The 22,021-nt window shown below is 69.2% G+C and carries 20 protein-coding genes; 8 read left to right on the top strand and 12 right to left on the bottom strand.

Features of this window, described 5'->3' with window-relative positions; genetic code table 11:
* The first annotated feature begins 43 nt into the window (after positions 1-43).
* The 7 genes from LDO26_RS01080 (at position 44) to LDO26_RS01050 (ending at position 5,018) form a co-directional block, all read left to right on the top strand.
* Positions 44-493 carry a hypothetical protein gene (locus tag LDO26_RS01080; RefSeq protein ID WP_232129220.1) on the top strand — a complete coding sequence of 150 codons (450 nt, stop codon included), beginning with the start codon at positions 44-46 and terminating at the stop codon, positions 491-493.
* A gap of 340 nt (positions 494-833) precedes the next feature.
* A complete protein-coding gene (locus LDO26_RS01075) occupies positions 834-1,295 on the top strand; it encodes a hypothetical protein (RefSeq protein ID WP_232129219.1) in 462 nt (153 codons plus the stop codon).
* Positions 1,296-1,462: 167 nt separating this feature from the next.
* Positions 1,463-2,263, top strand: a complete 801-nt coding sequence (locus tag LDO26_RS01070; RefSeq protein WP_232129218.1) for a GTPase — start codon at positions 1,463-1,465, stop codon at positions 2,261-2,263.
* Between the two features lie 321 nt (positions 2,264-2,584).
* Positions 2,585-3,118, top strand: a complete 534-nt coding sequence (gene radC / locus LDO26_RS01065; RefSeq protein WP_343226141.1) for a RadC family protein — start codon at positions 2,585-2,587, stop codon at positions 3,116-3,118.
* 388 nt (positions 3,119-3,506) lie between these two features.
* A complete protein-coding gene (locus LDO26_RS01060; protein WP_232129217.1) occupies positions 3,507-3,938 on the top strand; it encodes a DUF5983 family protein in 432 nt (143 codons plus the stop codon).
* On the top strand, positions 3,935-4,246 hold the full coding sequence (locus LDO26_RS01055; protein WP_232129216.1) for a hypothetical protein: 312 nt from the start codon (positions 3,935-3,937) through the stop codon (positions 4,244-4,246). Before LDO26_RS01060 ends, LDO26_RS01055 begins: the two co-directional genes overlap by 4 nt.
* A 79-nt stretch (positions 4,247-4,325) precedes the next feature.
* Positions 4,326-5,018, top strand: a complete 693-nt coding sequence (locus tag LDO26_RS01050; protein WP_232129215.1) for a hypothetical protein — start codon at positions 4,326-4,328, stop codon at positions 5,016-5,018.
* A 66-nt stretch (positions 5,019-5,084) separates the two neighbouring features.
* Here the strand turns inward: LDO26_RS01050 and LDO26_RS01045 are convergent, their stop codons facing one another.
* The 10 genes from LDO26_RS01045 to LDO26_RS01000 form a co-directional block, all read right to left on the bottom strand.
* Complete coding sequence (locus LDO26_RS01045; RefSeq protein WP_232129214.1) at positions 5,085-6,275, bottom strand: hypothetical protein; 1,191 nt, start codon at positions 6,273-6,275, stop codon at positions 5,085-5,087.
* A gap of 122 nt (positions 6,276-6,397) precedes the next feature.
* Positions 6,398-8,860 carry a hypothetical protein gene (locus LDO26_RS01040; protein WP_232129213.1) on the bottom strand — a complete coding sequence of 821 codons (2,463 nt, stop codon included), beginning with the start codon at positions 8,858-8,860 and terminating at the stop codon, positions 6,398-6,400.
* The gene (locus LDO26_RS01035) at positions 8,857-9,162 is read right to left on the bottom strand and encodes a hypothetical protein (protein ID WP_232129212.1); all 306 of its coding nucleotides are present in this window, start codon (positions 9,160-9,162) and stop codon (positions 8,857-8,859) included. Before LDO26_RS01035 ends, LDO26_RS01040 begins: the two co-directional genes overlap by 4 nt.
* 533 nt (positions 9,163-9,695) lie before the next feature.
* Positions 9,696-10,784 carry an NAD(P)-dependent alcohol dehydrogenase gene (locus tag LDO26_RS01030; RefSeq protein WP_232129211.1) on the bottom strand — a complete coding sequence of 363 codons (1,089 nt, stop codon included), beginning with the start codon at positions 10,782-10,784 and terminating at the stop codon, positions 9,696-9,698.
* Positions 10,785-10,821: 37 nt separating this feature from the next.
* Complete coding sequence (locus tag LDO26_RS01025) at positions 10,822-12,222, bottom strand: aldehyde dehydrogenase family protein (RefSeq protein WP_232129210.1); 1,401 nt, start codon at positions 12,220-12,222, stop codon at positions 10,822-10,824.
* Between the two features lie 68 nt (positions 12,223-12,290).
* On the bottom strand, positions 12,291-12,812 hold the full coding sequence (locus tag LDO26_RS01020) for a hypothetical protein (RefSeq protein ID WP_232129209.1): 522 nt from the start codon (positions 12,810-12,812) through the stop codon (positions 12,291-12,293).
* Positions 12,773-13,972, bottom strand: coding sequence for an ABC transporter permease (locus LDO26_RS01015; RefSeq protein WP_232129208.1), 1,200 nt, complete (start codon positions 13,970-13,972; stop codon positions 12,773-12,775). Before LDO26_RS01015 ends, LDO26_RS01020 begins: the two co-directional genes overlap by 40 nt.
* A gap of 11 nt (positions 13,973-13,983) precedes the next feature.
* Entirely contained in the window at positions 13,984-15,165 is a 1,182-nt protein-coding gene (locus LDO26_RS01010; protein ID WP_232129207.1) for an ABC transporter permease, read from the bottom strand.
* The gene (locus LDO26_RS01005; protein WP_232129206.1) at positions 15,150-16,100 is read right to left on the bottom strand and encodes an HlyD family secretion protein; all 951 of its coding nucleotides are present in this window, start codon (positions 16,098-16,100) and stop codon (positions 15,150-15,152) included. The genes LDO26_RS01010 and LDO26_RS01005 overlap by 16 nt, the downstream gene beginning before the upstream one ends.
* Positions 16,101-16,205: 105 nt before the next feature.
* Entirely contained in the window at positions 16,206-16,655 is a 450-nt protein-coding gene (locus tag LDO26_RS01000) for an ester cyclase (RefSeq protein ID WP_232129205.1), read from the bottom strand.
* Between the two features lie 367 nt (positions 16,656-17,022).
* Here LDO26_RS01000 and LDO26_RS00995 point away from each other — a divergent pair, with 367 nt between their 5' ends.
* A complete protein-coding gene (locus LDO26_RS00995; RefSeq protein WP_232129204.1) occupies positions 17,023-19,956 on the top strand; it encodes a sensor histidine kinase in 2,934 nt (977 codons plus the stop codon).
* A gap of 46 nt (positions 19,957-20,002) precedes the next feature.
* Here LDO26_RS00995 and LDO26_RS00990 read toward each other — a convergent pair whose 3' ends face one another.
* Both LDO26_RS00990 and LDO26_RS00985 read right to left on the bottom strand, forming a co-directional pair.
* Complete coding sequence (locus tag LDO26_RS00990; RefSeq protein ID WP_232129203.1) at positions 20,003-20,665, bottom strand: response regulator; 663 nt, start codon at positions 20,663-20,665, stop codon at positions 20,003-20,005.
* A 98-nt stretch (positions 20,666-20,763) separates the two neighbouring features.
* The gene (locus LDO26_RS00985) at positions 20,764-21,756 is read right to left on the bottom strand and encodes a LysR family transcriptional regulator (RefSeq protein WP_232129202.1); all 993 of its coding nucleotides are present in this window, start codon (positions 21,754-21,756) and stop codon (positions 20,764-20,766) included.
* Positions 21,757-22,021: the final 265 nt, after the last annotated feature.

Here is a 22,021-nt window from a genome sequence, read left to right as displayed (position 1 = left end):
CCTCTCCCCACGGGGGTGTGCTCCCTCTACCCGGAGAAAGCACATGACGACAGACCATCCACGTTCCCGCCCGTCTTCGGGTTCGAACGCAGAGGAAAGAAAAGCCTGGGCCAGCTTCTACGCCCGGGTGAGCAAAGAGTCGACGCTGGCGGCCGAAGTCGTCGCCCAGCTCGACAGGGATCCGGAACTCAAACGCGCGCATCTGGCGCTGTTCCTGTGCTGCAGGGAGTCCCTGCGAACCCACAAGGTTCGCGAGGAACGCAATCGTCGCATCGCCCAGGCGGTGCGCTGGCTCTTCCGTCTCGTGTTCGTAGTGCCGCTCAGGTTGCTGGCCGGTGGCATGGCGCGCGGCACGGATATCGCGCTCGCCTCGCTGCTTCTGGAGGCGAAGCAGGAACCCGCGGTCCGGCACGTCAAGCCGCCCGTACGCAAGAAGTCTTCGGCCACCGACAAGGCAACGCCCGATCGGCAGTCCGCGCAAGACACCGGCTGACGCCGGCCAAGAGAACGCTCACGCACCCCAAGCCGGTATCCGGTGGTGCGTGATGCGTTCGCCCTCACATCGCAACCAACGCGATCTGCAATCGCTTCATTCGCATGCGACCGCTCCTGGCCGCGTGTCGATACCGCTTGTGCAGCATGTTCCGGCGCCCCATGGCGCAGCTGCCGTCCGCCGCCACCGCGGCGGGTCCCGGAACCGTTGTACCCCGGTGGGGCCTTCGCGCCCTGTCGGGCGGATGCCCCTGTTTCCGTCCGGAGCGTCCTGACTGTCAGACAACCCACCCATCCGTCTCCCGAGGGGCGCTCCCCTTTCTGGAGTCACGAACATGGGTATGGATGTATATGGCAACGCCCCGATCTCCGAACGCGGCCAGTATTTCAGAAACAACGTCTGGTGGTGGCATCCGCTCTGGACCTACTGCGAGTCCCTCGCTCCTGAGCTCATTCCGGGCAACAACCTCGGGCACTCCAACGATGGTTGGGGGCTAAACCGCCGCAAGGCACGCTCACTGGCAGACAAGCTGGCCGCGGCAATCGCATCCGGACACGCGCGCGCGTACGCCGAGAAGTACGAGCAACGCCGCCGCTCCCTGCCGCTGGAACCGTGCGATATCTGCGCCGGCACCGGTCATCGCGCAAACCCGCCCGAGATCGGCCCCGGCCCGCTGCTCTGCAACGGCTGCAAAGGCGCAGGCAAGGTCCAGGCGTTCGAGTCGCACTACCCCTTCTGCGTCGAGAACGTAGCGGAGTTCGAAGCCTTCCTGCGCGACTGCGGCGGCTTCCAGATCTGTTGAATCGTCTCTGTCTCCTGCAAGCACCGGTGCTGCGTCCCTTTCGGCGCGGCACCGGCCGACGCACGGACGTCATCGTGCGCATCCGACCGATGCGCGATTCGCAACACCTGTTCAGTCCACGAGGGCTTGCCCTCGTGGCGGGCCCTCCTTTTTTTAGGAGCCCGCACATGAACCGCGAAACCCTCCGCGCGCTGCTGCCATCCCTGGTCGCCGACCATCTCCCGCGCAACGTCGGCAACATCCACTACCGCGTCTACGACGGCCACGCCCACATCTCGCCGATCGGGCTGCATATCGATCCGCAACCATTCCAAGGCACCGTCATCGCCAAGACCGACGAGGCGCTGATCATCAAGACCGGCAGAATCTCGTTTGCCGCCGTCGACAGACACCTGGCCACCGAAGATCCCGAGCCGGGCACCAAGGTGCAAGTGGTTCCCTATGCGCGGCGCGATTTCAGTGGCGAACGCATCGACAAACCCATCGAGGAGACGCAGCACATGGAGGACGGCCGCAGCTACACCGTGAGTACCGTCGTCCTGGGCCGCCGCATGATCAAGCTGCCGCTGCCAGAGGCCCGTTGCCCCGAGTTGGCCGACCTCATCCACCAGGTGGAAGAACTGCCCGCACCCGACGGGTTCCGCACGATCGCGAACATGCTGGCGGACGCGAACGCCCGCGACTTCTCGAGCGTCGATCCGGCACCGGCTGGGATCATCGACACCCCGCCGGCAATCATCTTCCACGTGAGCACCGTCAAGTACGCGGGGCAGGCGGCCATCGTCTACGACCGAGGCCTGGATCTGTATGTCGTGGAGCTCCGCCGAGACGGAGACGTTCATCGCCGCGTCGATCAGATCGACTTCACCTCACTAGCAGCAACCCTGGAAGACCTGATCGACGACGGCAGCTGGCGTCGCATCCAGGTGGTTGAGCTGGGCCGCAAGGCGAAGCGGACGCTGCATTGATCGACACGGTCGGTTCGGCTCCTCAGGCATGTCTGGGGGCCGGACCGCTTCCGCGCATCACCGGGACGAATCATGGCCGACGCCTGCCCAGTTCGGCCGATCCAGACCGCCCTTTCGCATGGCGCCACCGTGTGGCGTCTTGTCGCGTTCCATGGCGTCTTCCAAACTGCGATCACGTCCTGCCTGCTCCTCTGCGAGCGGCGGTCCGGCCAAGTCCGGCGTCGCGGTCGATACCCGCCCACGTCCGATTGTTGTCTTGCCATCCCTACGGGAGCGCCCGCTCCCGTGCAGTTGCGTTCCCATTTCACATGGAGAACGCCAATGACGCTGTACGCAAACATGTCCCGTCAGGATCTCATCGATCAACTGCTTGCACCGCGCCGCGCGAGCGAACGCAATCGCCAGTCGCTGCTGGCCGAACGCCTCGGCATCGCGCGGGAAATCTTGCTGAGAGACCTTTCCAGCCGTCTCACCGAGGCACCCTGCCTGTCGTCGCCGGATCTGGTCCGCCAATGGCTGTCGCTCTACTTCCTCGGCAAGGAACGCGAGGTCTTCGTTGCCTTGTTCCTGGACACGCATCATCGGTTGATCTGTGCCGAAGAGCTGTTTCAGGGCACGATCGATTTCACCGAAGTCCATCCGCGCGAGGTCGTCAAACAGGCCTTGCGACACAATGCCGCGGCCGTTTGCGTGGCTCACAACCACCCGAGCGGAAACCCAGAGCCCAGCGCCGCAGACCGCGCCATCACCATGCGGCTCAAGCAAGCGTTGGCACTGGTCGACGTACGCCTGCTCGACCACTTCGTGGCCGGGGCCGGCAAGACCGTCTCCCTCGCTGCGCGGGGGTGGGTGTAGCCGCGACTTTCCGGGCCGGCCGCTCCCCCGGGGCGCATGCCTTCCGTCGCTCCGTCCTGGACGGATGAACGCGATTCCAGCGTTCCACGCGGTCCGGCCCGTGACGGCCCGGACTGCCCCTTGGGCAGGCTGAGCCGGGCCCAGTGGATGCGCGCTCGCAACTGCGGCCAGACGTCCGTCCGCCCGATGCGTGGCCCGACGCGCAGCCGCCGAAGCGGCCGCGCCCGGGGAGCACGCTGCCGAGCGAGACACTGCGCCTGGCTTAACCGCGCCGGTGTCATCCTGAAGTCGACCGGCAGGCCGTACCTGCCGTTCCCCGCCGGGGCATATCGCCCCGGTGGGGTGCGTGTGCCCTTCCTCAGCCCTGGAAGGAGCAGTGCCATGTCCGATGCATACTTTTGCGGTTCTTCGACCGGTGCACCACCGGATCACGACGCCCCTCGTACCGATCGAGGACGCGGCCGGGGTCCGCAGCCCGCATGCGTTGCGGAAGGAGGCGATCCCGATGCGTGACGTCCCTCCGGAGAACTTGTCCCAGTTTGGCGAGCTGCTCGCTGCGATCTCGCTGCGGCACCTCTGCCCGGACACCCGACGCAAACTGCTGCAGAACGCCCTTTCCGTGCACGCCTACCCGCACGATACGGGCGGCCTGGTCTACGTCGGCTCGCCCGGGTACGCGGTGCCTGCCGAGCCGGATCTCGCCAAGGTCTTCGCCCTGGCGGTTCGCGCCAAGATCGTCTGGCTGATGTTCGACCCCGACGCCGGCATCGTCGATGGCCTGCCGCTGTTCGGCGACGACGGCGGAGAGCAGACCATATGAGCCGGCACGTCGTACGCAGCGTCCGGCAAGATGCGCCGGTGTACGTGGTGGCTGGCTACGACCGTCCCCTGCACTCGCTCTACCTGCAGGTCTGGGAGGATCCCGACGCCCACAGTCGTCTCGACAACGTCGTGATTTATGCGAGTCACCTCGACCCGCGCCGCGACTGGTCGGACATCGACAGCGTCGTCGATGCATTGGCCGCGCTTTCAGTCCCGGTGCCGGGCACATTCATCGACGCCATCGCGGAGGACCAGGTCCTGCGCCGCGGCAACCATCTCCGGTGCCACCCGCCGATGATCGCCTGACCGCCGCACGCCGAGCTCCAACTCGCTGTTCCCCATAGCGCCGCGCCTCCGGGCCGGCGCTTTTTCATTGGAGGTTCCCATGTCCAGTACCACGCAACCCGAGCGCGCGGTCCGGCTGAAGCCGGACCGGCACTGCTACGTCCTCCCCGCCGGTGAGGGCTACTCGTGTCTGGGATACAACAACGCCCGCGACCACGCCAACCAGATCGCGCAGCTGATGAAGCGCCCTGAACTTGCTTTCGCCGAGGGCGATTACGCCGCGCTGGCCGGCTACGACAGGTATCGCGCCGCCGTGGCCGCCTGGGGCCGCTCCCGCTACAGCCTGCGCACCTACTTCGATCCGGGCACCGTGCCGAAGGTGCGGAAGATCCTGGAGGCCTACCGCCGATCCCGGAACACGCTGCGCCTGGTGCTCGGCAATTCCAACACCGGCACCGCCTGGCTCGAGGAACACGACGTCGTCGGCACCATCGGCCGGTCTACGGGCTGGCTCAAGGTGCCGCTGCTGATCCACCCCGGAGAACACGGCGGCTCCGCCATCCTGACGGCGAACATCCTGTGCATCATCGACTGGCGCAGCGGCGACACCGTCTATCGGCATCCGGCGTATCTGATCCCGAACCTGCTGATCCAGCCGACGGGTGAAGAGACGCTGCCATGGTGCGTGACCCACCAAGGCGCTGACGTCGCGCGGTTCCACGACATCGGCAAGGCCGGTGCGTACGTGGCTTTCATGCGGGGCGCGACGATCGAACCTCGGGAGTTCCACTGACCGTCCGATCCCCCTTCCCGCACGGGAGGGGGATCACGCACAGCCTGCGGCACCCCGGCTTGATGCTCAGAGATACGAAGGCGGCAGGCCGCATTGCTCGCCTACCGCCTGGGACGCATGCACAGCCAGGCCGGCTTCATCCGCAAGCGCCCAGCAGCGTCTGAGCGCATCCCAGGCCTCCTGGCGTGTCATGCCGTGGTCGCGCACCAGTTGATCGAGAATCCAAGGCCGGACGCGGGAATGGTGCGCGCTCGATGGCGTGCCGACGCTCACGATCTCGCCTTCACCGCATGCGGCGCGAAGCGCCCCCACGCCGGCATCGCGCTCGTCAACTCCGCGCGGTCCTGCCCAGGTCATGGGCTCTCCGATGCGCGGGAGCGGTTGGTCCGTGCGAGACCCTTGCAGGGCCATGTAGCCCTCGTCATCCAGAACCAGCGCGATGTCGCGGTCGAAGATGACCAGCGCCTCTTCGGAGTCTGGCGCCTGCGCGGCGAGCCGGAAACAGCCATCACGCAGAAGAACGTGCCCCGACATCAACGCCTGAAGAACCGCACCGGGCACCCGATCGTGCCTCGGCATGATGCGCACTAAAGGTTCGAGTGCGGGATCGAGTGCGCTCGGGTTCGGGGCCGGTGTGAAGACCAGTTCGACCCGTTCGGGCAGGCGCCAGCCCTCGGCCTCGGCGATCGCCCGGAACGTGGCCTCATCGACCTGCATGTCGAATCGCACCACCCCGTCGAACTCGTAGACATTGCCGACACCAAGCCGATGCGGCGCAAAGCGCGCATTCCACTCGTCGGCCAGCGGCCGAAGCTCCGCCACGGGTACCCCGCCCTCGACGGCGACGAAGCGAGGATCGTCGGTGTATCGCGCAAGCGTCGCGGCGGCATCTGTCCGGAACTGGAAGGCGAAGCGCGGATCGGGATCGCGGACGATGCGCACGCCGATGTAGTTTCGTCCTTCCCCCGCTTCCAGCTTCCTGGCGAGCGCCAGGGCGGCCTCGTGCGCGGCCTCGGGGGGATTGGCGTTCATTTCCCTTCGCATGGCGGTGTCCGGGTCCACCCAATCCCTGTTGGACGCTGGCGGCTGGTCCGGATAAGGCGCCGGCGGCGCCGTCAGGATCGTGGCGAAGCCCGATGCCTCGATGCTCGCCCCGATGGGGAGCCGGCGTGCGTCCGGGCTCGGGGCTTCGGCCTGCGCCGACGCGGCAAGGACCGCGAGCAGGACCAGGGACAGCGCTCCCGGACCGACGGGCATGCAGGTAGGCCGCCGGTTGTGTCGATGTTCGCCAGCAGTAGGAACGTTCATGTCTGAAAGACCTTGGGCAACGGTAAGGGGAGAAACGTGCGACCTGGCGAGTCGGGGTTGCCCATGACCAGCTACGCATCCACACAAGCGCCGACCGGCTCCGAACCCGTTGCCATCGCGTCCAGGTCGATCACCCCGTCGGCCATCGCCGCCAGTTCCGGCGCCTGCGAAATGAAGTACTCGCGCGCGTACCCACCCAGTTGCAGCACTTCGCGCTTCATCGCCATCCACATCCGCTTGCGCTCCGGGTCCAGCGCGCCATCCGCCTCGTCCGAGAACAGCGTCTCGTAGCGGCTCCCGCCCTGTTGCGCGAGGTACAGCGCGACCGCACGGGTCAGACACGCATCGATCCAGACCCGTTCGCCGCCGCTGACCAGCGCCACCGGCTTGGACTGCCCAGCATCGGCATCGTGCACCTCGATCTCGAACCCCTCGCGCGCCTCGCCCTTGGCGGTCGCGACCAGTGTGTGGATCGACAGCGTGAACCGCGGGCCATAGCATGCCAGCAGCAGTGCGTTGGCCAGGCCTGCCAGCGCCGGCCCGGCATCGTCGATGGCCAGCGCGATCAGCCCATCGTTCCCCATGCAGCGCGCGAACAGGGCCCAGACGCCCAGCGCGTCCTCGACGCAGGCCACCCGATGGCGCAGCGCGCGCGCCCGCCGGCACTGCGTCCGCAATTGCACATCCAGCGCTCGCAGCGTCTCGGCATCCCGCAGCGCCGCCGCGTGTGCGCGCTGCGCCGCCTCGGAGGCCGCCCGAGCCTCCGCCAGCGTCGCTGCGCTCTGCTCGAGCCGCGCCTGCGGCCACGGCGCCGGCAACGCGCGCAGCGCATCGTCGAGCGCATCGAGCGCGCCGCGAAACTCCGCCGCCTGTTGTCGCCGCTGCTCGGCGATCGCCTGCCGCGCGGACGCGATCCTGGCCTCCTCGTCGCGCTCGTCGGACGACGCGCCCGGGCGCTCGCCTTCCAGCGCAGCCAGCGCCTGCTCCACCTCCCTGAGCGATCCCTGGGCGTGCTCCACGTCCGGCGCGCGTGCCGCCAGCGCCGTGAGCCGCCGCACCCGCGCCCGCGCAAGGTCGCGGGCGTGCTCGGACCACGCCAGCACGTCGCCCGCCGGCGACAGCGCCTCCACACGCGCCCGCAGAGACGCCTGTTCCTCCGCCAGTTCCCGCCGCGTCGCCGCCAGGCGATTCACCTGGACCTGCGCGCCGGGGATCAGCGCCTTGGCACGATGCGCGTCCCCCAGCAGTTGGCAGCACCCCTGCAGGTCGGACCCAGCGCAGGGCACCTGCGCGGTCAGCCCGAACCGCCGCTGCAGATCCTCCGCCCGCAGCGCGGCCTGTCCGGCCGCCTGCTCGATCTCCGACTGCCGGGCATCGTTGCGGGCCAGCGCCTGCCGCGCCGTCTGCCAGTCCTGCAGCCTCCCGCGCGCCTGCGCCACGCCCTCTTCGCGCAACGCCTCCACCCGCTCGGCGAGCGCAAGCCGGCACACGGCCCGGCGCACCGCCGGCCCTTCCCGAAGCGTGCGTCGCAGACCGTCGACCTGCCGCGCCAGCTCCGACGCCCGCGCCTGCACCCTGGCCGCCCGCTGCGCGACCCGCCGCCTCAGCGCTTCCTGGCGCTCCGACTCGCGCTGGTCCTGCGCGTCCAGCGCGCCGATCGCCGCCCGTCCCTGCGCGATGAGCGCGGCGCGCTGCGCCTGCAGGCGCTCGCGCTCCCGCCCCACGCCCTCGGCCTGTCGTTGCTCGGCGACGCACGCGGCGTGCGCCTGCTGTACGTGGCTCAACGCCACGGCCGCGCCCTCGCAACGCACGACGCAATCGGCGAGCCGCGCCGGGGCGTCGGCCACCCGCTGCCGCGCGTCCTCCAGCCGCCGGACTTCCCGATCCTCCCCGCCCGCCTGCTGCCGCAGCACCGACAACCCGGTCTTGAGCAGACGCACCGTCTCGGTGGCACGCTGCCCCCAGATCCGCAGTTCGCCCTCACCCAGCAGATCGCCCAGCAGTTCCTTGACCTCGGCATTCCGGTACCGGCTGATCGCCCGTTGTCCCTGCGCGGAAAAGGCGGACGCGAAGAACGTCTCCGGGCGTCCGCACAGCGACGCGACGCAGCGCGCATACGTCTCCACCTTCCCGTCGGACACCGTGCCCTCATCGAGCGTGACCGGCATCCAGCGCCCACCATCGTCGGAGAACAGGTACGCCTCTGTCCTGCGCCGACCACTGCAGCGGATGACGATGTGGGAGCGATATCGGACTGTTCCCTGAGACCAAACCAGTTCCTTCTCGTTCTCCGGGAGGTACACGTGATCGTAGTAGCTAAACCCGCCGGCGCCCGCCGAGGACGCCCGCGACGGCAGCGCCAGGTATGGATGCAAGTTGTCGAGGATCGTGGTCTTGCCGCGGCCGTTGCAGCCGACCAGCGCGACCAAGGCGGCATTGCCGGCAAGGCGGTCCAGGTCGAGCGAAAGCTCCTCGCGTCCGAGACCATCACGGATGCCCCGGAAGCCCCGGAGCCTGAGCAGGTGCGGCGTCATGGCGCGTCCCTCCCTGTGCTGGCCTCCAACGTCGCGCGGCTTTGTGCCACATCAACGCCCTCGCCACGAGGTGACTGGCGCGGCGCCGAGAGCGCATGCGCGAGATGCCGTGCATACGTCGAAACCGCGCGCCAGTACGAGGCCATCGGCGCCTTCCGGCGCCGCCACGCGATCTCGGCCTCGGCGTCGGCCTGCGCACGCAGTTCGCGCAACACGCGCTCGATCCGCGCACGGTCGGCAGCGGGCAGCGCCCGCAATGCCCGACCTGCCGGCAGCCGCAGAAGCGGATTGATGTAGCCCATGGCTTTGCCCTGTCGGGAAAGATTTACCTTCGCGACGATGTGCGTGCCATCAACCCCCTGGCGCCGGCGGACGTGTGGGGCAAACTCGGGTCAAGGCGAGCCAAACGCTGTCGGTCAGACGCTGGCAAAATTCTGGGAGAAAGTGCCCTGCGGCATTGACGGGGTGATGCTCCTGACGCAGTACAGGTGGCTCGAAACGAGCGGCCAATGGACTCTGCCGTTGTCGCGATGACGCTACTTATTAGGAAGCAGAAGCATAGAGTCCGGATCCGACGGCGCGTGCCGAAACCAAGGCCGTCGCCGTCAACCTGGACGAGCGACCGGCCGAGGCCTTCCCTCGCGCGAGCCGTCCGATGCGATACGCATCTTTGCCCTGCTCGGCGCCGGGGCACCAGCGTCGCTGGAATCCACACGCGGACCGCTTGACTGGTGCGAACGGACAAGTCCTCTGTGAGTCGACGAGCATAAGCGCCACATCAATGGTGCGGACGTGGCAGAAGTGCGGCAGACGATGTGGACGGCATGCTTGGCTATCAGCGGCGCGACTCCAAGTCTGTGGGTGCGACCTGCATCCGGATGACGGCCTTGATGACGCGCCCCTCCTCGAAGTCGGCCACGGCGCGGTCCAGTTCGTCGAGCTCGTAGAAGCGGATGAGCCTGTCGAAGGGAAACAGTCCGGCCAGGTGCAGCGCGATCAGCTGCGGGATGAGTATCCCCGGCACGCTGTCGCCTTCCTGGACGTATTCGAGGGATCGCCCCGCGGTCATGACCGACCAGGGGATCTCGAGCGTCGGCGTCGACGGCACCGCGAGCAGGAGGCATCGGCCGCGCGGCATCAGTGCCGCCATAGCGTGTTCGATGACGTCGTTTCGCCCGGTGGTGTCGATGCTGTAGTGCAGGCCCTGGGCGCAGATGTCGTCCAGGATGTGGCGGCTCACCTCGCCCTCGCCGCTGAGCAGGCCGTGTGTCGCGCCGAGCTGCATCGCCTGTCCCAATCGCTGCTCGTTGATGTCGATGGCGACAATGGGCAGGCAGCCGGCCGCCTTGGCCGCCATCACCGCGGCGAGCCCGACCGGCCCGACGCCGAAGACGCCGATGCCTTCGCCGGCGGCCGGGCGAAGGACGTTGATCACGGCGCCCGCGCCGGTCTGCATTCCGCAGCCGAGCGGGCCGAGCCGCTCGAGCGGCACGTTCTCGGTGATCTTCACCACATTGCTTTCGTGCGCGATGCAGGCGGTCGCCAGCGACGATTGCCCGAAGAATCCTCCGTTGACGGGATGGCCCGCCGCGTCCCGGCACGGAAACGAACCGTCCGCACGCGGGCCGGGCAGGTTGAGCGGCCACATCTGTCGGCAATACGACGGATGTCCCGAACGGCATTGATCGCAGACGGTGCAGCTGGCCGGACAGAGGACGACCCGGTCGCCGGGCGCGACCGCCGTCACCGCCGGACCTACCGCGGCGACGATGCCGGCGCCTTCGTGACCCAGCACGCTCGGAAACGGGATCGGGAAGTCGCCGTCGCGGGCCGCGAGATCGGTATGGCACAGCCCGGTCGCGACGAGTTCGACGAGGACTTCGGTCGGCCGAAGGTCGTGTTCGTCGATGTCCAGCAGTTCCAAGCCGAAGGCCTCCCGCGCCTGGCGAACGACCGCGGCCCTAGCGCGCATGGCCGGCGCCCGCCTCGTCCGCAGCCGCCGACGTCATGCCGGTGACCGCCTTGAGCATCGCGAGCTTCTCTTCGGTATGGGGCGGGTATTTCAGGTCCGGGTCGTCGACGAAGGGCCGGTCGAGCACGCTCTTGAAATGAGAGAACGCGCGGAAACCCGCTTCCCGGTGGTAGCTGCCCGTGCCGCTGTCGCCGACGCCCCCGAACGGCAGGTCGCCGTTGGCGACGTGCATGAGCGCATCGTTGATGCAGCCGCCGCCGAAGGAGACCTCGGTCAGCACCTTGTCCTTGATGGCTTCGCTCTCCGTGAAGAGATACAGCGCAAGCGGCTTCGGCCGCGCCTTGATGCGGTCGACGACGTCGTCGATCGTGTCGTAGACGAGCACCGGCAACACCGGGCCGAAGATTTCCTCCTGCATCACCGCATCGTCCCAGTCGGCGCGGACGACCGTCGGCACGATGATGCGCGCGTCCACGTCGTGCTCGCCGCCCAGCAGCACCTTGTCCGGCTCGATCAGTCCGACGATGCGCGCCGCATTGCGGCGATCGACGATCCGCGCGTAGTTGCCGCTCGCCACGTCGTAGCCGATCCGGGCCAGTTCCTCGGCGATCCGGTCCAGCACCTGCCGCTCGACGCTGCGATGCACGCACAAATAGTCCGGCGCGATGCAGGTCTGTCCGGCATTGAGGAACTTGGCCCAGACCAGGCGGCGAACGGCGACGTCGAGCCTGGCGTCGGCCTCCACGATGGCCGGGCTCTTGCCACCCAGTTCCAGGATCACCGGGGTCAGGTGTTTGGCGGCGGCCTGGTAGACGATCTTCCCGACGGGCACGCTGCCGGTGAAGAAGATCACGTCGAACTTCTCCGCGAGCAGTGCCGTCGTTTCGGGGATCCCGCCCTCGACGACCGCCAGGAAGCGCGGATCGAACGCCTCGCGCAGCAGACGCGCGATCAGGCCGCTGCTGTGTGGCGTGAGCTCGCTGGGCTTGAGCACGACCGTGCAGCCGGCGGCGATCGCCGCGACGATCGGCGTCAGCGTCAGCTGGTAGGGATAGTTCCACGGCCCGATGACTAGGCTCACGCCCAGCGGCTCTGGAACGATGTAGCTCTGGCCCGGCGAGTTCAGCAGGTCGGTCGCCACCGGCCTGTGCCGCGTCCAGTCCGGCAACTGCCGCAGGGCGACGTCGATCTCGTCGTAGACGACGTAGAGCTCGGTGATGAAAGTGTTGAAACGGCCCTTGCCGTAGTCGGCGTCGATGGCCTCTTCGAGCGCCGTCTCGTTGCGCTGGATCAGCGATTTCAGCGTCTCGAGCTGCGCACGACGGAACTCGACCGGCTTGGTGTGGTTGGTGTTGAAGAACGCGCGCTGGGCTTCGATGATGTGCTTCATGGCGATGGGCTCGGTTGGGGAGTGTGCGGCGTGGAAACGGCGGCGCGGCCGCCGGTACCCGGTCGAACTCAGGGATGGCCGGGGGCGGTGCGGTCGGTCGCCGAACGCCTGCGGGCGCCACGCAGCCGGACGACCTGGACGGTCGCGCCGATCAGGAACAGCACGAAGCACGCGCCGATCGCGGCCACGAGCCTTGGATCCTCCGGCCCGGTGAAGAGGGGCGACGACGCGGGCACGCGGGTGAACGTCTCGGTGAGGCCGGGAATCATGTGGAAGAAGAAGGTCGTCGAGTAGGCGACCGTTTCGACGTATCGACCGATGCCGCTCGAGAAGCGGTCGCGCCCGGCGACGTAGGCCACCGCCAGGACCAGGAGCGTCACGACGCCAAGCGCGTGCGGCGGGCCGAACTCCCCGTGGCGGAAGATGAAGAATCCGGTCGCGCAGGTGGCGATGGTGAGCCAGATGTAGGCGACGCCCGCCCTGCTCCGGGGGCCGATCCCGCCGTGCCTGACGAACGCCGCGATGCCCGCGGCGACGGCGGCCAGGCTGATCAGGGTATGGAAGAAACCGAAGGGTGTGATGCCGGACATGGGAACTCCTTGTTGCTCGCCTTGGGGTTGGGATCGATTGCGGAGGAGCCGGCTCGCCCGCGCGCGCTCGAGCCGGGCCGGAAGCGCCAGGCGGCCAGGCACGCGTACAGCGCCACCAGGACCGACAGATTCACGATCTGCGGCAGGGTCTCGGACACGGACGCGCCCATCTGGTTGACCTTGACCAGCGCGTTGACGCCGGGCGTGGTGGGCAGCAGCTTCGCCAGGGCGGCCAAGGCCGGCGGCGTGGACGTCAGCGGCCAGGTCAGGTTGGACAGGGAGAACAGGACGATCGAGGTGCCGATGACGAACTGGAACGCGTGCTCGCGGCGCGAGAAGAAGCTGCCCAGGAACAGGCCGAACGTCAGGATGGCGGCCACGTACAGGGGCGCGACCACGGCCAGCGCCGCCGGGTTGCCGCCGCGCGGGTAGTCCTGCACCCAGAAGGTGAAGCCGGCGTAGTACAGCAGCGCCGGCAGCCCGATGCAGGCGAAGCCGGCGAGCATGCCGGTCCACTCGGCGAACCGGTAGCGCAGGCGCCTGCCGCCGTTGCGCTGCCGGCGGCCGCCGAGGATCACCCCGGTGCCGACCACGAGCGTCTGATGCACGATGATCTCGGCCACGCCGGGCACCATCCCGCTGCCGTAGCCTTCGCGCGTGTTGAACAGGGGGCGTTGGATCAGGGCGACGGGCGGCGCCTCCCGCCGGTGTCCGAACCGGCGGCCGTCGGCGGCCGCGTCCGCGGCCGTCGCGCCGGCCACTTCATGGACGGCCGCCACGACGCTGCTGCCGCGACCGAGGTAGGCGCCGTTGGCGAGCACCGCCAGGCGGGCGGTCGTCCCCCGGGCGACATCCCGCTCGAAACCGTGGGGAATGACCACGATGCCCTCGTACCGCCCCCGCTCCAGGCCTCGCCGGGCGGCGGCCACGGACGGCTCGACGCCGGCGATGCGGACGGTGCGGACCGCGTCCAGGCGCCTGACGAATCCGCGCGACATCGGTCCGTGGTCCTGGTCCACGACGGCCACGGGAAGATCCATTGTCACTTCGTGCCGGTACGCGGCGGGATAGAAGACCGAGTACAGCACCACCGCCCCGATCATCGTGGCCGTGGCGTAGCGGTCGGCGAAGACATCGCGCAGGGCCTGCCGCAGCGCCATGAGGAACCCGCTCACGACATCACCTGTCCGTGCCCGGCGTCGCGCAGCAGCCGTCGCGCGCCCAGGACGCCGGGCACCACGCAGAACGCGGCCAGCGCCAGCAGCCAGCGGGCCGAGTCGATCGCCGGGGACCCGATGTCAAGCTGCTGGGCCTGCAGCTTGAGGTAGGCCGTCAGCGGCAGCAGCGCGTTCCAGACGCGGGCGAACACGGGCGCGCCGGTGATCGGGAAGGCGGCGCCGGAGAACGCCAGCGCCGTGCCGACGTAGAGCCCGCTCAGCGAGAGCGCGATGCCCATGTCGCGCACGACGCCCACGAACAGCAGGGCGACGCCGGCGCTCGCCAGGTACAGCCCGAGAATGCCGGCTCCGAGGACCAGGGGATTCCCGGCGATCCCGCTTCCGTGGACGAACGCCAGGTACCCCAGGCTCGCGCACGTGAGCAGCCAGTACAGCACGACGTAGAGCGCGAGCTTCCCGGCCATGCCCGCCACCGGATGCGGCGAGGAGGCCAGCCACGCGCGCAAGCTGCCGTCGCACAGTTCCCGCCCCAGGGCGCCGATCATGCCCAGGCTCGCCATCAGGTGCAGCACGCCGGGAAACAGCAGCGCCAGCAGGAAGTGCTCGAAACTGTGCTCCGGGTTGCCGAGCGTGGTGGCCTGCACCGCGATCGGCGCACTGCTCGCAGCCGCCGCGCTCCTCATCCTGGCGATGTCCCGCTCCAGAATCCGGGCGTTCAACCCGCCGACCACGGCCGCAACATCACGCGAAGCGCCTTGCCCGGACGTCAGGTAACTGGCGTTGTAGTAGACCAGCACCCGCGCCGGACCGTCATGGTAGAGCCGGCGCGAAGTCAGCGGGGGAATCAGAACCACCGCGTACGCGTCCATCCGGCGAACCTGCGACCAAGCCTCGCGGACGTCGCCCGGCACCGCGGCGACGCGCAGCCCCGGGCTGGCCTCCAGGCGACGGATCAGTTCCCGGCTGAGCGTGGATCGATCCTGGTCCACCACGGCGATGGGCAGGTCGCGGATGACCGCCGGCGACAGCAGCCAGGCCAGGAGGGCCAGCAGGACGCAGGGGAACGCCGTCATCAGCACGAGTTCGGACGGCGTGTCCCGCAGATGACGGGCCTCCCGGCGCCAACCGTCGAGAAAGCCGGAGAGGACGCGCGCGGGAATCATCGCGGCGGCCACGAGAACAGCACGCTCATGCCGGGGCGGAAGTCCGGCACCGGCTGCAGCGGGCGCGCCCGCACCTCGAAGCTCTTGATGTCGTAGCCGCGCGACTGGCGCGTCGCCCGCCAGGTCGCGTAGTCGCCGGCCGGGCTGATGTAGTAGACCCGGAACGCCACGCCCGTGGCGGCGAGGGCCGGGATATCGCCACGCATTACCTGGCCGACGTGGACGCCGGCGAACTGGTCCTCGCGCAGGTTCAGCGCCACCCACAGGCGGTCGATATCGATGAGGGTGAACACCGGATAGCCCGCCGGCACCAGTTCGCCGGGTTCGGCCAGGCGCTTCTCCACCTCGGCATCCAGCGGGGCGTGGGCGCGCGTTTCGGTTTCCGAGGCCATGATCTCGGCGAGCGCGGCCTCCGCCTGCCGGACCTGGGCGGCGGCGGCGTCCTGGTCCTGCCTGCGCTGCCCAGCCAGCGCCCGGTCGTACTGGGCGCGCGTGGCCCGCTGCAGCGCCTGGGCACCCGCCGCCTGGGCCAGCGCCTCGTCGCGCTGCTGCTGGGAGACGACGCCCCGGGCGGACAGGGCGTCGAGCCGCCGCGCGGTGGCCTGCGCGATGTCGCTGGCGGCGACCGCCCGCAGCCAGTCGGCCTCGGCCGCGCGGATGTCCTCCGAGCGGGTGCCTTCCAGCGTCACGGATTCCTGCGCGGCCACCGCTTCCAGCGCCGCCTGCGCCTGCCGCTGCCTGGCCGCCACCTCGGGGCTGTCGAGTTCGAACAGCAGTTGCCCGGCCCGGACGCGGTCGCCCTCGCGCACGTGCAGCCGCTGGACGCGCGCCGTGATCTTGGCCGAGACGTGGACGCTGTCGGCGTCGGCCATGCCCTGGACCTGGTCCGCGCCGGGCCGGAACGCCAGCCACAGGCCCGCGGCCACGGCCAGCAGGAGGCCCGCCACGAGCAGCCACCGCCGCCGCCCGGAGGTGGCCGGCAGCGACGGCGATGAAGGCGCTTGCGGCGGCTCGCTCATTGAACGCTCACGCCGGCACGCCATCGCGCGCGGCTATCGGCCTTCATGGCGCTCTCCGGCAGCGTGCCGGATAGCAAGGAGGGCGGCGATCGCGCCGCTCGAACGGTACTGCTCGGCGACAATGCCGTTGGTCCAGGCGCACACCACCGACACGCGCACGTCGAACGGGCGCCCGACGGTGCGTGGCGGACCGCCAGGCTGCCCGGCGCTTCGGCAGGTACCGGTCACGCGTACGATCGAGGCGGTCCGCCGTCCGTCGGCGCTGGCGAAGATGGAGACGTAGGGCTCCAGGTGAAGGCGCACGTCTGGATAGGCATCGCAGAAGGCCCGCTCGGCTTCGAGGTAGGCATCGCGGCCGACGGTATCGCCCCGCCAGTCGACATGGGCGGCGAGCTTTTCCGACAGCAGGTTGCCGACGTCGCCCCATCGGCGCTCGTTCCAGGCCCGGTCGAACTCGCGCATGCGGTCGATGTTGGATTTCATGACGTCGCGCCCCGCGGATACCGCTCCCGGGACGCAGGCGCAAGCCGCGCCGGCTGCCCGGTCGCGGTCCGGGCACGTGGTGTTGGCCAAACGACGGGATCGTTGCGCGGCATCGCTTCCTCTCGGCCCAAGCGGGTGCGAATGACGCTATCAGCGCGTGCGCGGATCCGAATCCACCGTTCGGGCGGAGCGCGAACTACCCAAAAGGGTGGCCCGCCGCGTATTCCCCATTCGGGTAAGGGCATCTCGCGGCGCGACGGCGTACATAGTCGGGATGCGCGCCGCCCTCGCACTTTGCGTCCTTGCCTGTTCGCTCGCCTGGCCGCCCGCGCCCGCATCCGCGCGCGCGGGCCCGGATGCGTTCGCGATGCCGCTCTATCAGCAGGCCCGCTGGTCGATGCTGGACGGCGCCCCGGCCGACATCTGGGCGCTCAGCCAGTCCGAGGACGACATGCTCTGGCTGGGCACCGGATCGGGCCTGTACCGGTTCGACGGCCACGCGTTCAGCCGCCCCGAGGCCCCCGTGGACAAGCAGCTCGCACGGAACATCACCGCGCTGGCGCATGCCCCGGACCGCACGCTGTGGATCGGCTACTTCGCCGGCGGCGTCAGCGCGCTGCGCGACGGGCGCCTGCACCACTATCCCACCGGGGGCGCCATTCCCACTGGAATGGTGTTCGCGCTCGCCCCGGACCGGAACGGCCGCCTCTGGATGGCCAGTAGCGGCGGACTGGCGGTCTTCGATGGCAGGCGATGGCACCCGGCCGCCCGCTGGGGATACGCCGCCGATCATGCCTACTGGGTACTGAGCGACCGCCGGGGGGACGTGTGGGTGGCGACCGAGGAACAGCTCGTCCGCCTGCGGGCCGGTGAGCGACGCTTCGTCGCCACCGGCATCCGCAGCGGCCGCCGTGCCGTCATGGCCGAGAGCCCGGCCGGACAGCTGTGGATCTCGGACACGCGGTTCGGCACGCGACCCGTGGACGATCGGAACCAGCCAGGTGCGCGCCCGGCGTACCCGGCCGCCCTGCGCAAGATCGGCGCCAAACGGCTCTGGTTCAGCGCAGACGGGACGCTCTGGGGCACCGACGACAAGCTCGGCGGCGTCTTCCGCGCCGCGCCGGCGCCGCCCGGGCGGACGCCGCCAGCGCTGGAGCGATTCGGCGAGGGCCAGGGACTGACGTCCAACGTGGCCGTACCCGGCCTGGCGGACAAGGAAGGCAACCTCTGGGTGGGCACCAACCTGGGCCTGAACCGCTTCCGCCGGCGCAGCGCGCTGACGCTCGCCCTGAAGCCGCCGCTGTCGGTGTCCGACTACAGCTGGGCCCTGGACCCGGACGGGCGGCTGCACGTGAAAAGCGGCGAAGACGTGTTCGCCGTCGACCCGGATGGCGCCAGGCTCCGGGAGTCGCTGCCGGCCTCGGCCCGCCTCGTGGCCGTCGGGGAAGACAGCTTCTGGGCGATCGACCACGCCGGCATCCTCCGCAAGCAGGCGGGCGCAGTGAGTACGCTGCCGCTTCCGGGCGCGGGCCGACGGGAGCACGTGCTGGCGTTCGCCTTGTCCGCCGACCGGACACCCCACGTCGTGATCGCCGGGCGCGGCCTGTACGCGCTTCGGGCCGGGCGCTGGCATGCCGTCGAGACCGGCCACGGCGACCCGCCGACCGCGCTGGCCATGGGCGCCGGTGATGTGCTGTGGCTGGGCTACGCGGACGGAAGCGTGGTCCGTCTCGGAGGCGGCCGCCAGCGCGCCTACGGTCCCCAGGATCGCCTGCAGGTCGGCGAGGTCACGGCCATGAGCGCGACGCCCCGCGGCCTGATCGTCGCCGGCGATCAGGGCTTGGGCTGGCAGTCGGGGGAGCGCTTCCGGACGCTGCCGGCCGACCGTCTCGGCGGCTTCTCGGGAGTGACCGGCATCGCGCTGGACGGCAACGACGTGCTCTGGCTCAACGGCATCACCGGCGTGATACGGGTGACGCTGCGGGAGCTGGACCGGGCCTTCGAGGCGCCGGCCTTGGCGGCGACCTACCGCATCTTCGACGCTCAGGACGGGCTCCCCGGCGTCGCCATCCAGTCCAGTCCGGTGCCGACCGCGTTGAGCGCCCCCGGGCGCGTATGGCTGGCCACCAATGCGGGCTTGGCGTGGCTCTCGGAGGCCGGCATCCAGGTCAACGGGCACCGGCCCAGGAGCATGATCCTGGGCGTCAAGGCCAATGGCGTCGCCCAGCCGATGGCGACGCAACTGGCACTGCCCGCGCTCACCACCAGCCTCCAGATCGATTTCACCGCCGCCAGCCTGTCGACCCCGCAGCGCACCCGGTTCCGCCATCGGCTCGAAGGCCTTGACGACGGTTGGCACGAATCGCTGAGCCGTCAGGCGCTGTACTCCAACCTGAGGCCCGGGCACTACCGCTTCATCGTGGCAGCGGCCAACAGCGACGGGCTGTGGAGCGATACGCCGGCCGTTCTGGAGCTGTCCATCGACCGCACGTTCTGGCAGTCCACGTGGTTCGCGCTGCTGTGTGCCGTGCTGACGCTGACGCTGCTTTCCCTGGCCTACTGGCACCATCTTCGTCAGTACGCCATGCGCATGCGCGCACGCGTCACCGAGCGCTACTCGGAGCGGGAGCGCATCGCCAGGGAGCTGCACGACACCCTGCTGCAGGGGCTGCAGGGCCTGATCCTCCGCCTGGGTTCGATCGCGATGCAGTTGCCGGCATCGGGTCTGCGCCACGACCTGGAAAACGCGATCGGCCGCGCCGAGGAGATGCTGGTCGAGAGCCGGGACCGGCTGAGCGACCTGCGGGCCGAAGCGATGCCCGGTACGGACATCCGCGCCGCGTTCGTGCGCATCGGCGAGGAAATGGCGCTGGACAGCCCCACGCGGCTGGACGTGGTCTCCAACAAACCGATGCGCCTGCTCCCGACCGCCTACGACGAGATCTACCGGATCGGCCGCGAGGCCGTATTCAACGCCTACAAGCACGCGGATGCGCAGCGGATCCTGGTCCGGCTCGACTACCAGCCCCGGATGTTCACCCTCCAGGTGCACGACAATGGCATCGGCCTGTCCATCGAGACATCGAGCGTGGGCCGGCGGCGGGGCCACTGGGGCCTGTCGGGCATGCAGGAACGGGCCGATCGCCTCGGCGCCCGCCTGCGCATCGACGTGGCGTCCGGCAGCCGCATCGACCTGGTCGTTCCGGCCAGGCACGCCTACGGGCGCCGTTCGATCCTCCGGGTGCTGTGGGACCTCGTCACGAGTTCCCGATCCAGGGACCGTTCGGCCATGCAGGCTTGAGGCCCGCGCGATGCCGCCGCAGGCGGCCAGGCGCAAGCCGGGGCGTTCATCCGGCGGGCCGGTCGATGCGGGGCTCGTCGTCCGCGGCGGACAGCTGCATGAAGCCGCGGCGAAGCGCGATCGTCACGGCATGGGTGCGGTCGGAGGCGTTGAGCTTGGCGAGCAGGCTCTTGATGTGCGCCTTGACCGTATCGGGCGCGATCCCGAGTTCGTTGGCGATCCGCTTGTTGGTGAGGCCCGCGGCGACCCGGTCCAGCACCTGCAGTTCGCGGTTGGTGGGCGTTTCGTCGGTCACGTGCGCCGCCAGCGTCTTCGCGATCAGCGCGGGAATCCATCGCTTGCCGCCGAACACCTCGCGTATCGCGGTCAACAGTTCCGCGCGCAGCATGCTCTTGAGCAGATAGCCGCGCGCGCCGGCCGTGAGCGCCGACAGGGCCTGCACGTCGCCGCGGTAGGTGGTGAGGACGATCACCCGCGCGTCGGGGCAAAGACGCCGTATCTCGCGGGTCGCCCCGATGCCGTCCATGCGCGGCATCTGCAGGTCCATCAGCACCACGTCCGGACGCATGGCCTGGAATTGGGCGACGGCTTCGTAGCCATCGCTGGCTTCACAGACCAGCGCCATGTCGGCCTGCGTGTCCAGCACCGACGCCACGCCCTCGATCAGCAAGGGATGGTCGTCCGCGATCATGACCCGGATCTGGCGCATGCTGCGCTCCGCAGCCCCTCGAATCGACCAAGACGATCAAAGCACGGACGGACGGACGCGCCATAGTGATTTCTGCTCACTCGGGAGATGAAGGACGCTCACGGCACCGGCAGCGCACCGGCCAGGACGCGCATTTCGGACGTCGCCTCGTTGATGCAATGCACCATCCACTGCAAGGCTTCGTCTTCATCGCTGCGTTCATGCCAGACGATCTCGAGATGGCCGATGATCGGCTCATACGGCAGCGGCAGATGCACCACCGCTCCCTGGGCGACCGCCGACGCCGCGTAAGACGCCGGCAATGTCGCAACGAGATCGCTCGCCGCCACGATCGGGACGACGCTGGAGAAGTGAGGCACCGAGACGGCAGCCCGGCCAACGACCTCTTCCCCGTCTCTTCGGGTGTCGAGCAGCAGCCGTTCCAGCCGGACGCGCCGGACCGCCCCACGGTCCTCGACGAAACCATCGTCGTAGCCGTCGCCCGCGCCGGTAAGCTCGACCACCACATGCGGGTACCGAAGCAGCGCGTCGCGATCGATCGGCTGCCCGACCAGCGGATGGCCGGGACGCACGACGATGGATTCCTCGTCCCGCCACAGCAAGCGGCGGCGCATCCGCGGAGGAAGCGTCGTGAACCAGCCGATCACCGCGTCCAGCCGGCCGTCGTCGATCTGGCGGATCGTGTCCGAGCGGTCGAAGGGGAAGATCCGCAGGTCGATTCCCGGCGCCTCGTGCTGCAGCCGCTTGACCAGCAGCGGCAGCACGACGCCCGCGGACAGATCCGACATCGCCATGTGGAAGGTGCGCACGGCGGTGTCGGGCGCGAACTCCTGCGCGTTCAATGCCAAGTCGATACGCTGCAGGCCGCCTTGTACGTGCGGCGCCAGTTCGAGCGCCCGCGGCGTGGGCTTCATCCCCTGATCGGTGGCCACGAACAGCGGATCGCCCAGCGCCTCGCGCAGGCGCGCGATAGCATGGCTCACCGCCGAGGGCGTCACCGAGAGCACCCGGCTGGCGCCGACGATGCTGCCTTGCGCGAGGACGGCCTCGAACACTCGAAACAGGTTCAGATCGATGCGACGAAGCGACATGACGGGAAGCGGTGGCGGAGCGTTATAGGGTGTCACCCCGGCATGGTCAGAGCAAACTAATGCGAGGGCTCTGTCAGCAACTTCGATCCGCTCGTGTTCAAGACCGTCACGAACGCTCAATCCGCGAGCGACCGGCAACGGGCGTTACCCGCGGCGCCCCGCCTGCCGGCAGCCTCGGAAGCGGGTTGATTTAGCCCTGGATACGCCCTCGACCGAATCGACTCCAGTGGACCGGCGCCAAGCATGAGGGCGTCTCATGGCGCAG

Source organism: Proluteimonas luteida, assembly GCF_021191695.1.
GTDB lineage: Bacteria > Pseudomonadota > Gammaproteobacteria > Xanthomonadales > Xanthomonadaceae > Luteimonas > Luteimonas luteida.
This window is presented reverse-complemented; position numbering and strand designations above follow the sequence as displayed.

What these genes read in the sequence shown, in the direction of transcription:
- LDO26_RS01080 (WP_232129220.1), top strand. Translation starts at nt 44, where the DNA reads ATGACGACAGACCATCCACGTTCCCGCCCGTCTTCGGGTTCGAACGCA.
- LDO26_RS01075 (WP_232129219.1), top strand. Translation starts at nt 834, where the DNA reads ATGGATGTATATGGCAACGCCCCGATCTCCGAACGCGGCCAGTATTTC.
- LDO26_RS01070 (WP_232129218.1), top strand. Translation starts at nt 1,463, where the DNA reads ATGAACCGCGAAACCCTCCGCGCGCTGCTGCCATCCCTGGTCGCCGAC.
- radC (WP_343226141.1), top strand. Translation starts at nt 2,585, where the DNA reads ATGACGCTGTACGCAAACATGTCCCGTCAGGATCTCATCGATCAACTG.
- LDO26_RS01060 (WP_232129217.1), top strand. Translation starts at nt 3,507, where the DNA reads ATGCATACTTTTGCGGTTCTTCGACCGGTGCACCACCGGATCACGACG.
- LDO26_RS01055 (WP_232129216.1), top strand. Translation starts at nt 3,935, where the DNA reads ATGAGCCGGCACGTCGTACGCAGCGTCCGGCAAGATGCGCCGGTGTAC.
- LDO26_RS01050 (WP_232129215.1), top strand. Translation starts at nt 4,326, where the DNA reads ATGTCCAGTACCACGCAACCCGAGCGCGCGGTCCGGCTGAAGCCGGAC.
- LDO26_RS01045 (WP_232129214.1), bottom strand. Translation starts at nt 6,275, where the DNA reads ATGCCCGTCGGTCCGGGAGCGCTGTCCCTGGTCCTGCTCGCGGTCCTT.
- LDO26_RS01040 (WP_232129213.1), bottom strand. Translation starts at nt 8,860, where the DNA reads ATGACGCCGCACCTGCTCAGGCTCCGGGGCTTCCGGGGCATCCGTGAT.
- LDO26_RS01035 (WP_232129212.1), bottom strand. Translation starts at nt 9,162, where the DNA reads ATGGGCTACATCAATCCGCTTCTGCGGCTGCCGGCAGGTCGGGCATTG.
- LDO26_RS01025 (WP_232129210.1), bottom strand. Translation starts at nt 12,222, where the DNA reads ATGAAGCACATCATCGAAGCCCAGCGCGCGTTCTTCAACACCAACCAC.
- LDO26_RS01020 (WP_232129209.1), bottom strand. Translation starts at nt 12,812, where the DNA reads ATGTCCGGCATCACACCCTTCGGTTTCTTCCATACCCTGATCAGCCTG.
- LDO26_RS01015 (WP_232129208.1), bottom strand. Translation starts at nt 13,972, where the DNA reads ATGGCGCTGCGGCAGGCCCTGCGCGATGTCTTCGCCGACCGCTACGCC.
- LDO26_RS01000 (WP_232129205.1), bottom strand. Translation starts at nt 16,655, where the DNA reads ATGAAATCCAACATCGACCGCATGCGCGAGTTCGACCGGGCCTGGAAC.
- LDO26_RS00995 (WP_232129204.1), top strand. Translation starts at nt 17,023, where the DNA reads ATGCCGCTCTATCAGCAGGCCCGCTGGTCGATGCTGGACGGCGCCCCG.
- LDO26_RS00990 (WP_232129203.1), bottom strand. Translation starts at nt 20,665, where the DNA reads ATGCGCCAGATCCGGGTCATGATCGCGGACGACCATCCCTTGCTGATC.
- LDO26_RS00985 (WP_232129202.1), bottom strand. Translation starts at nt 21,756, where the DNA reads ATGTCGCTTCGTCGCATCGATCTGAACCTGTTTCGAGTGTTCGAGGCC.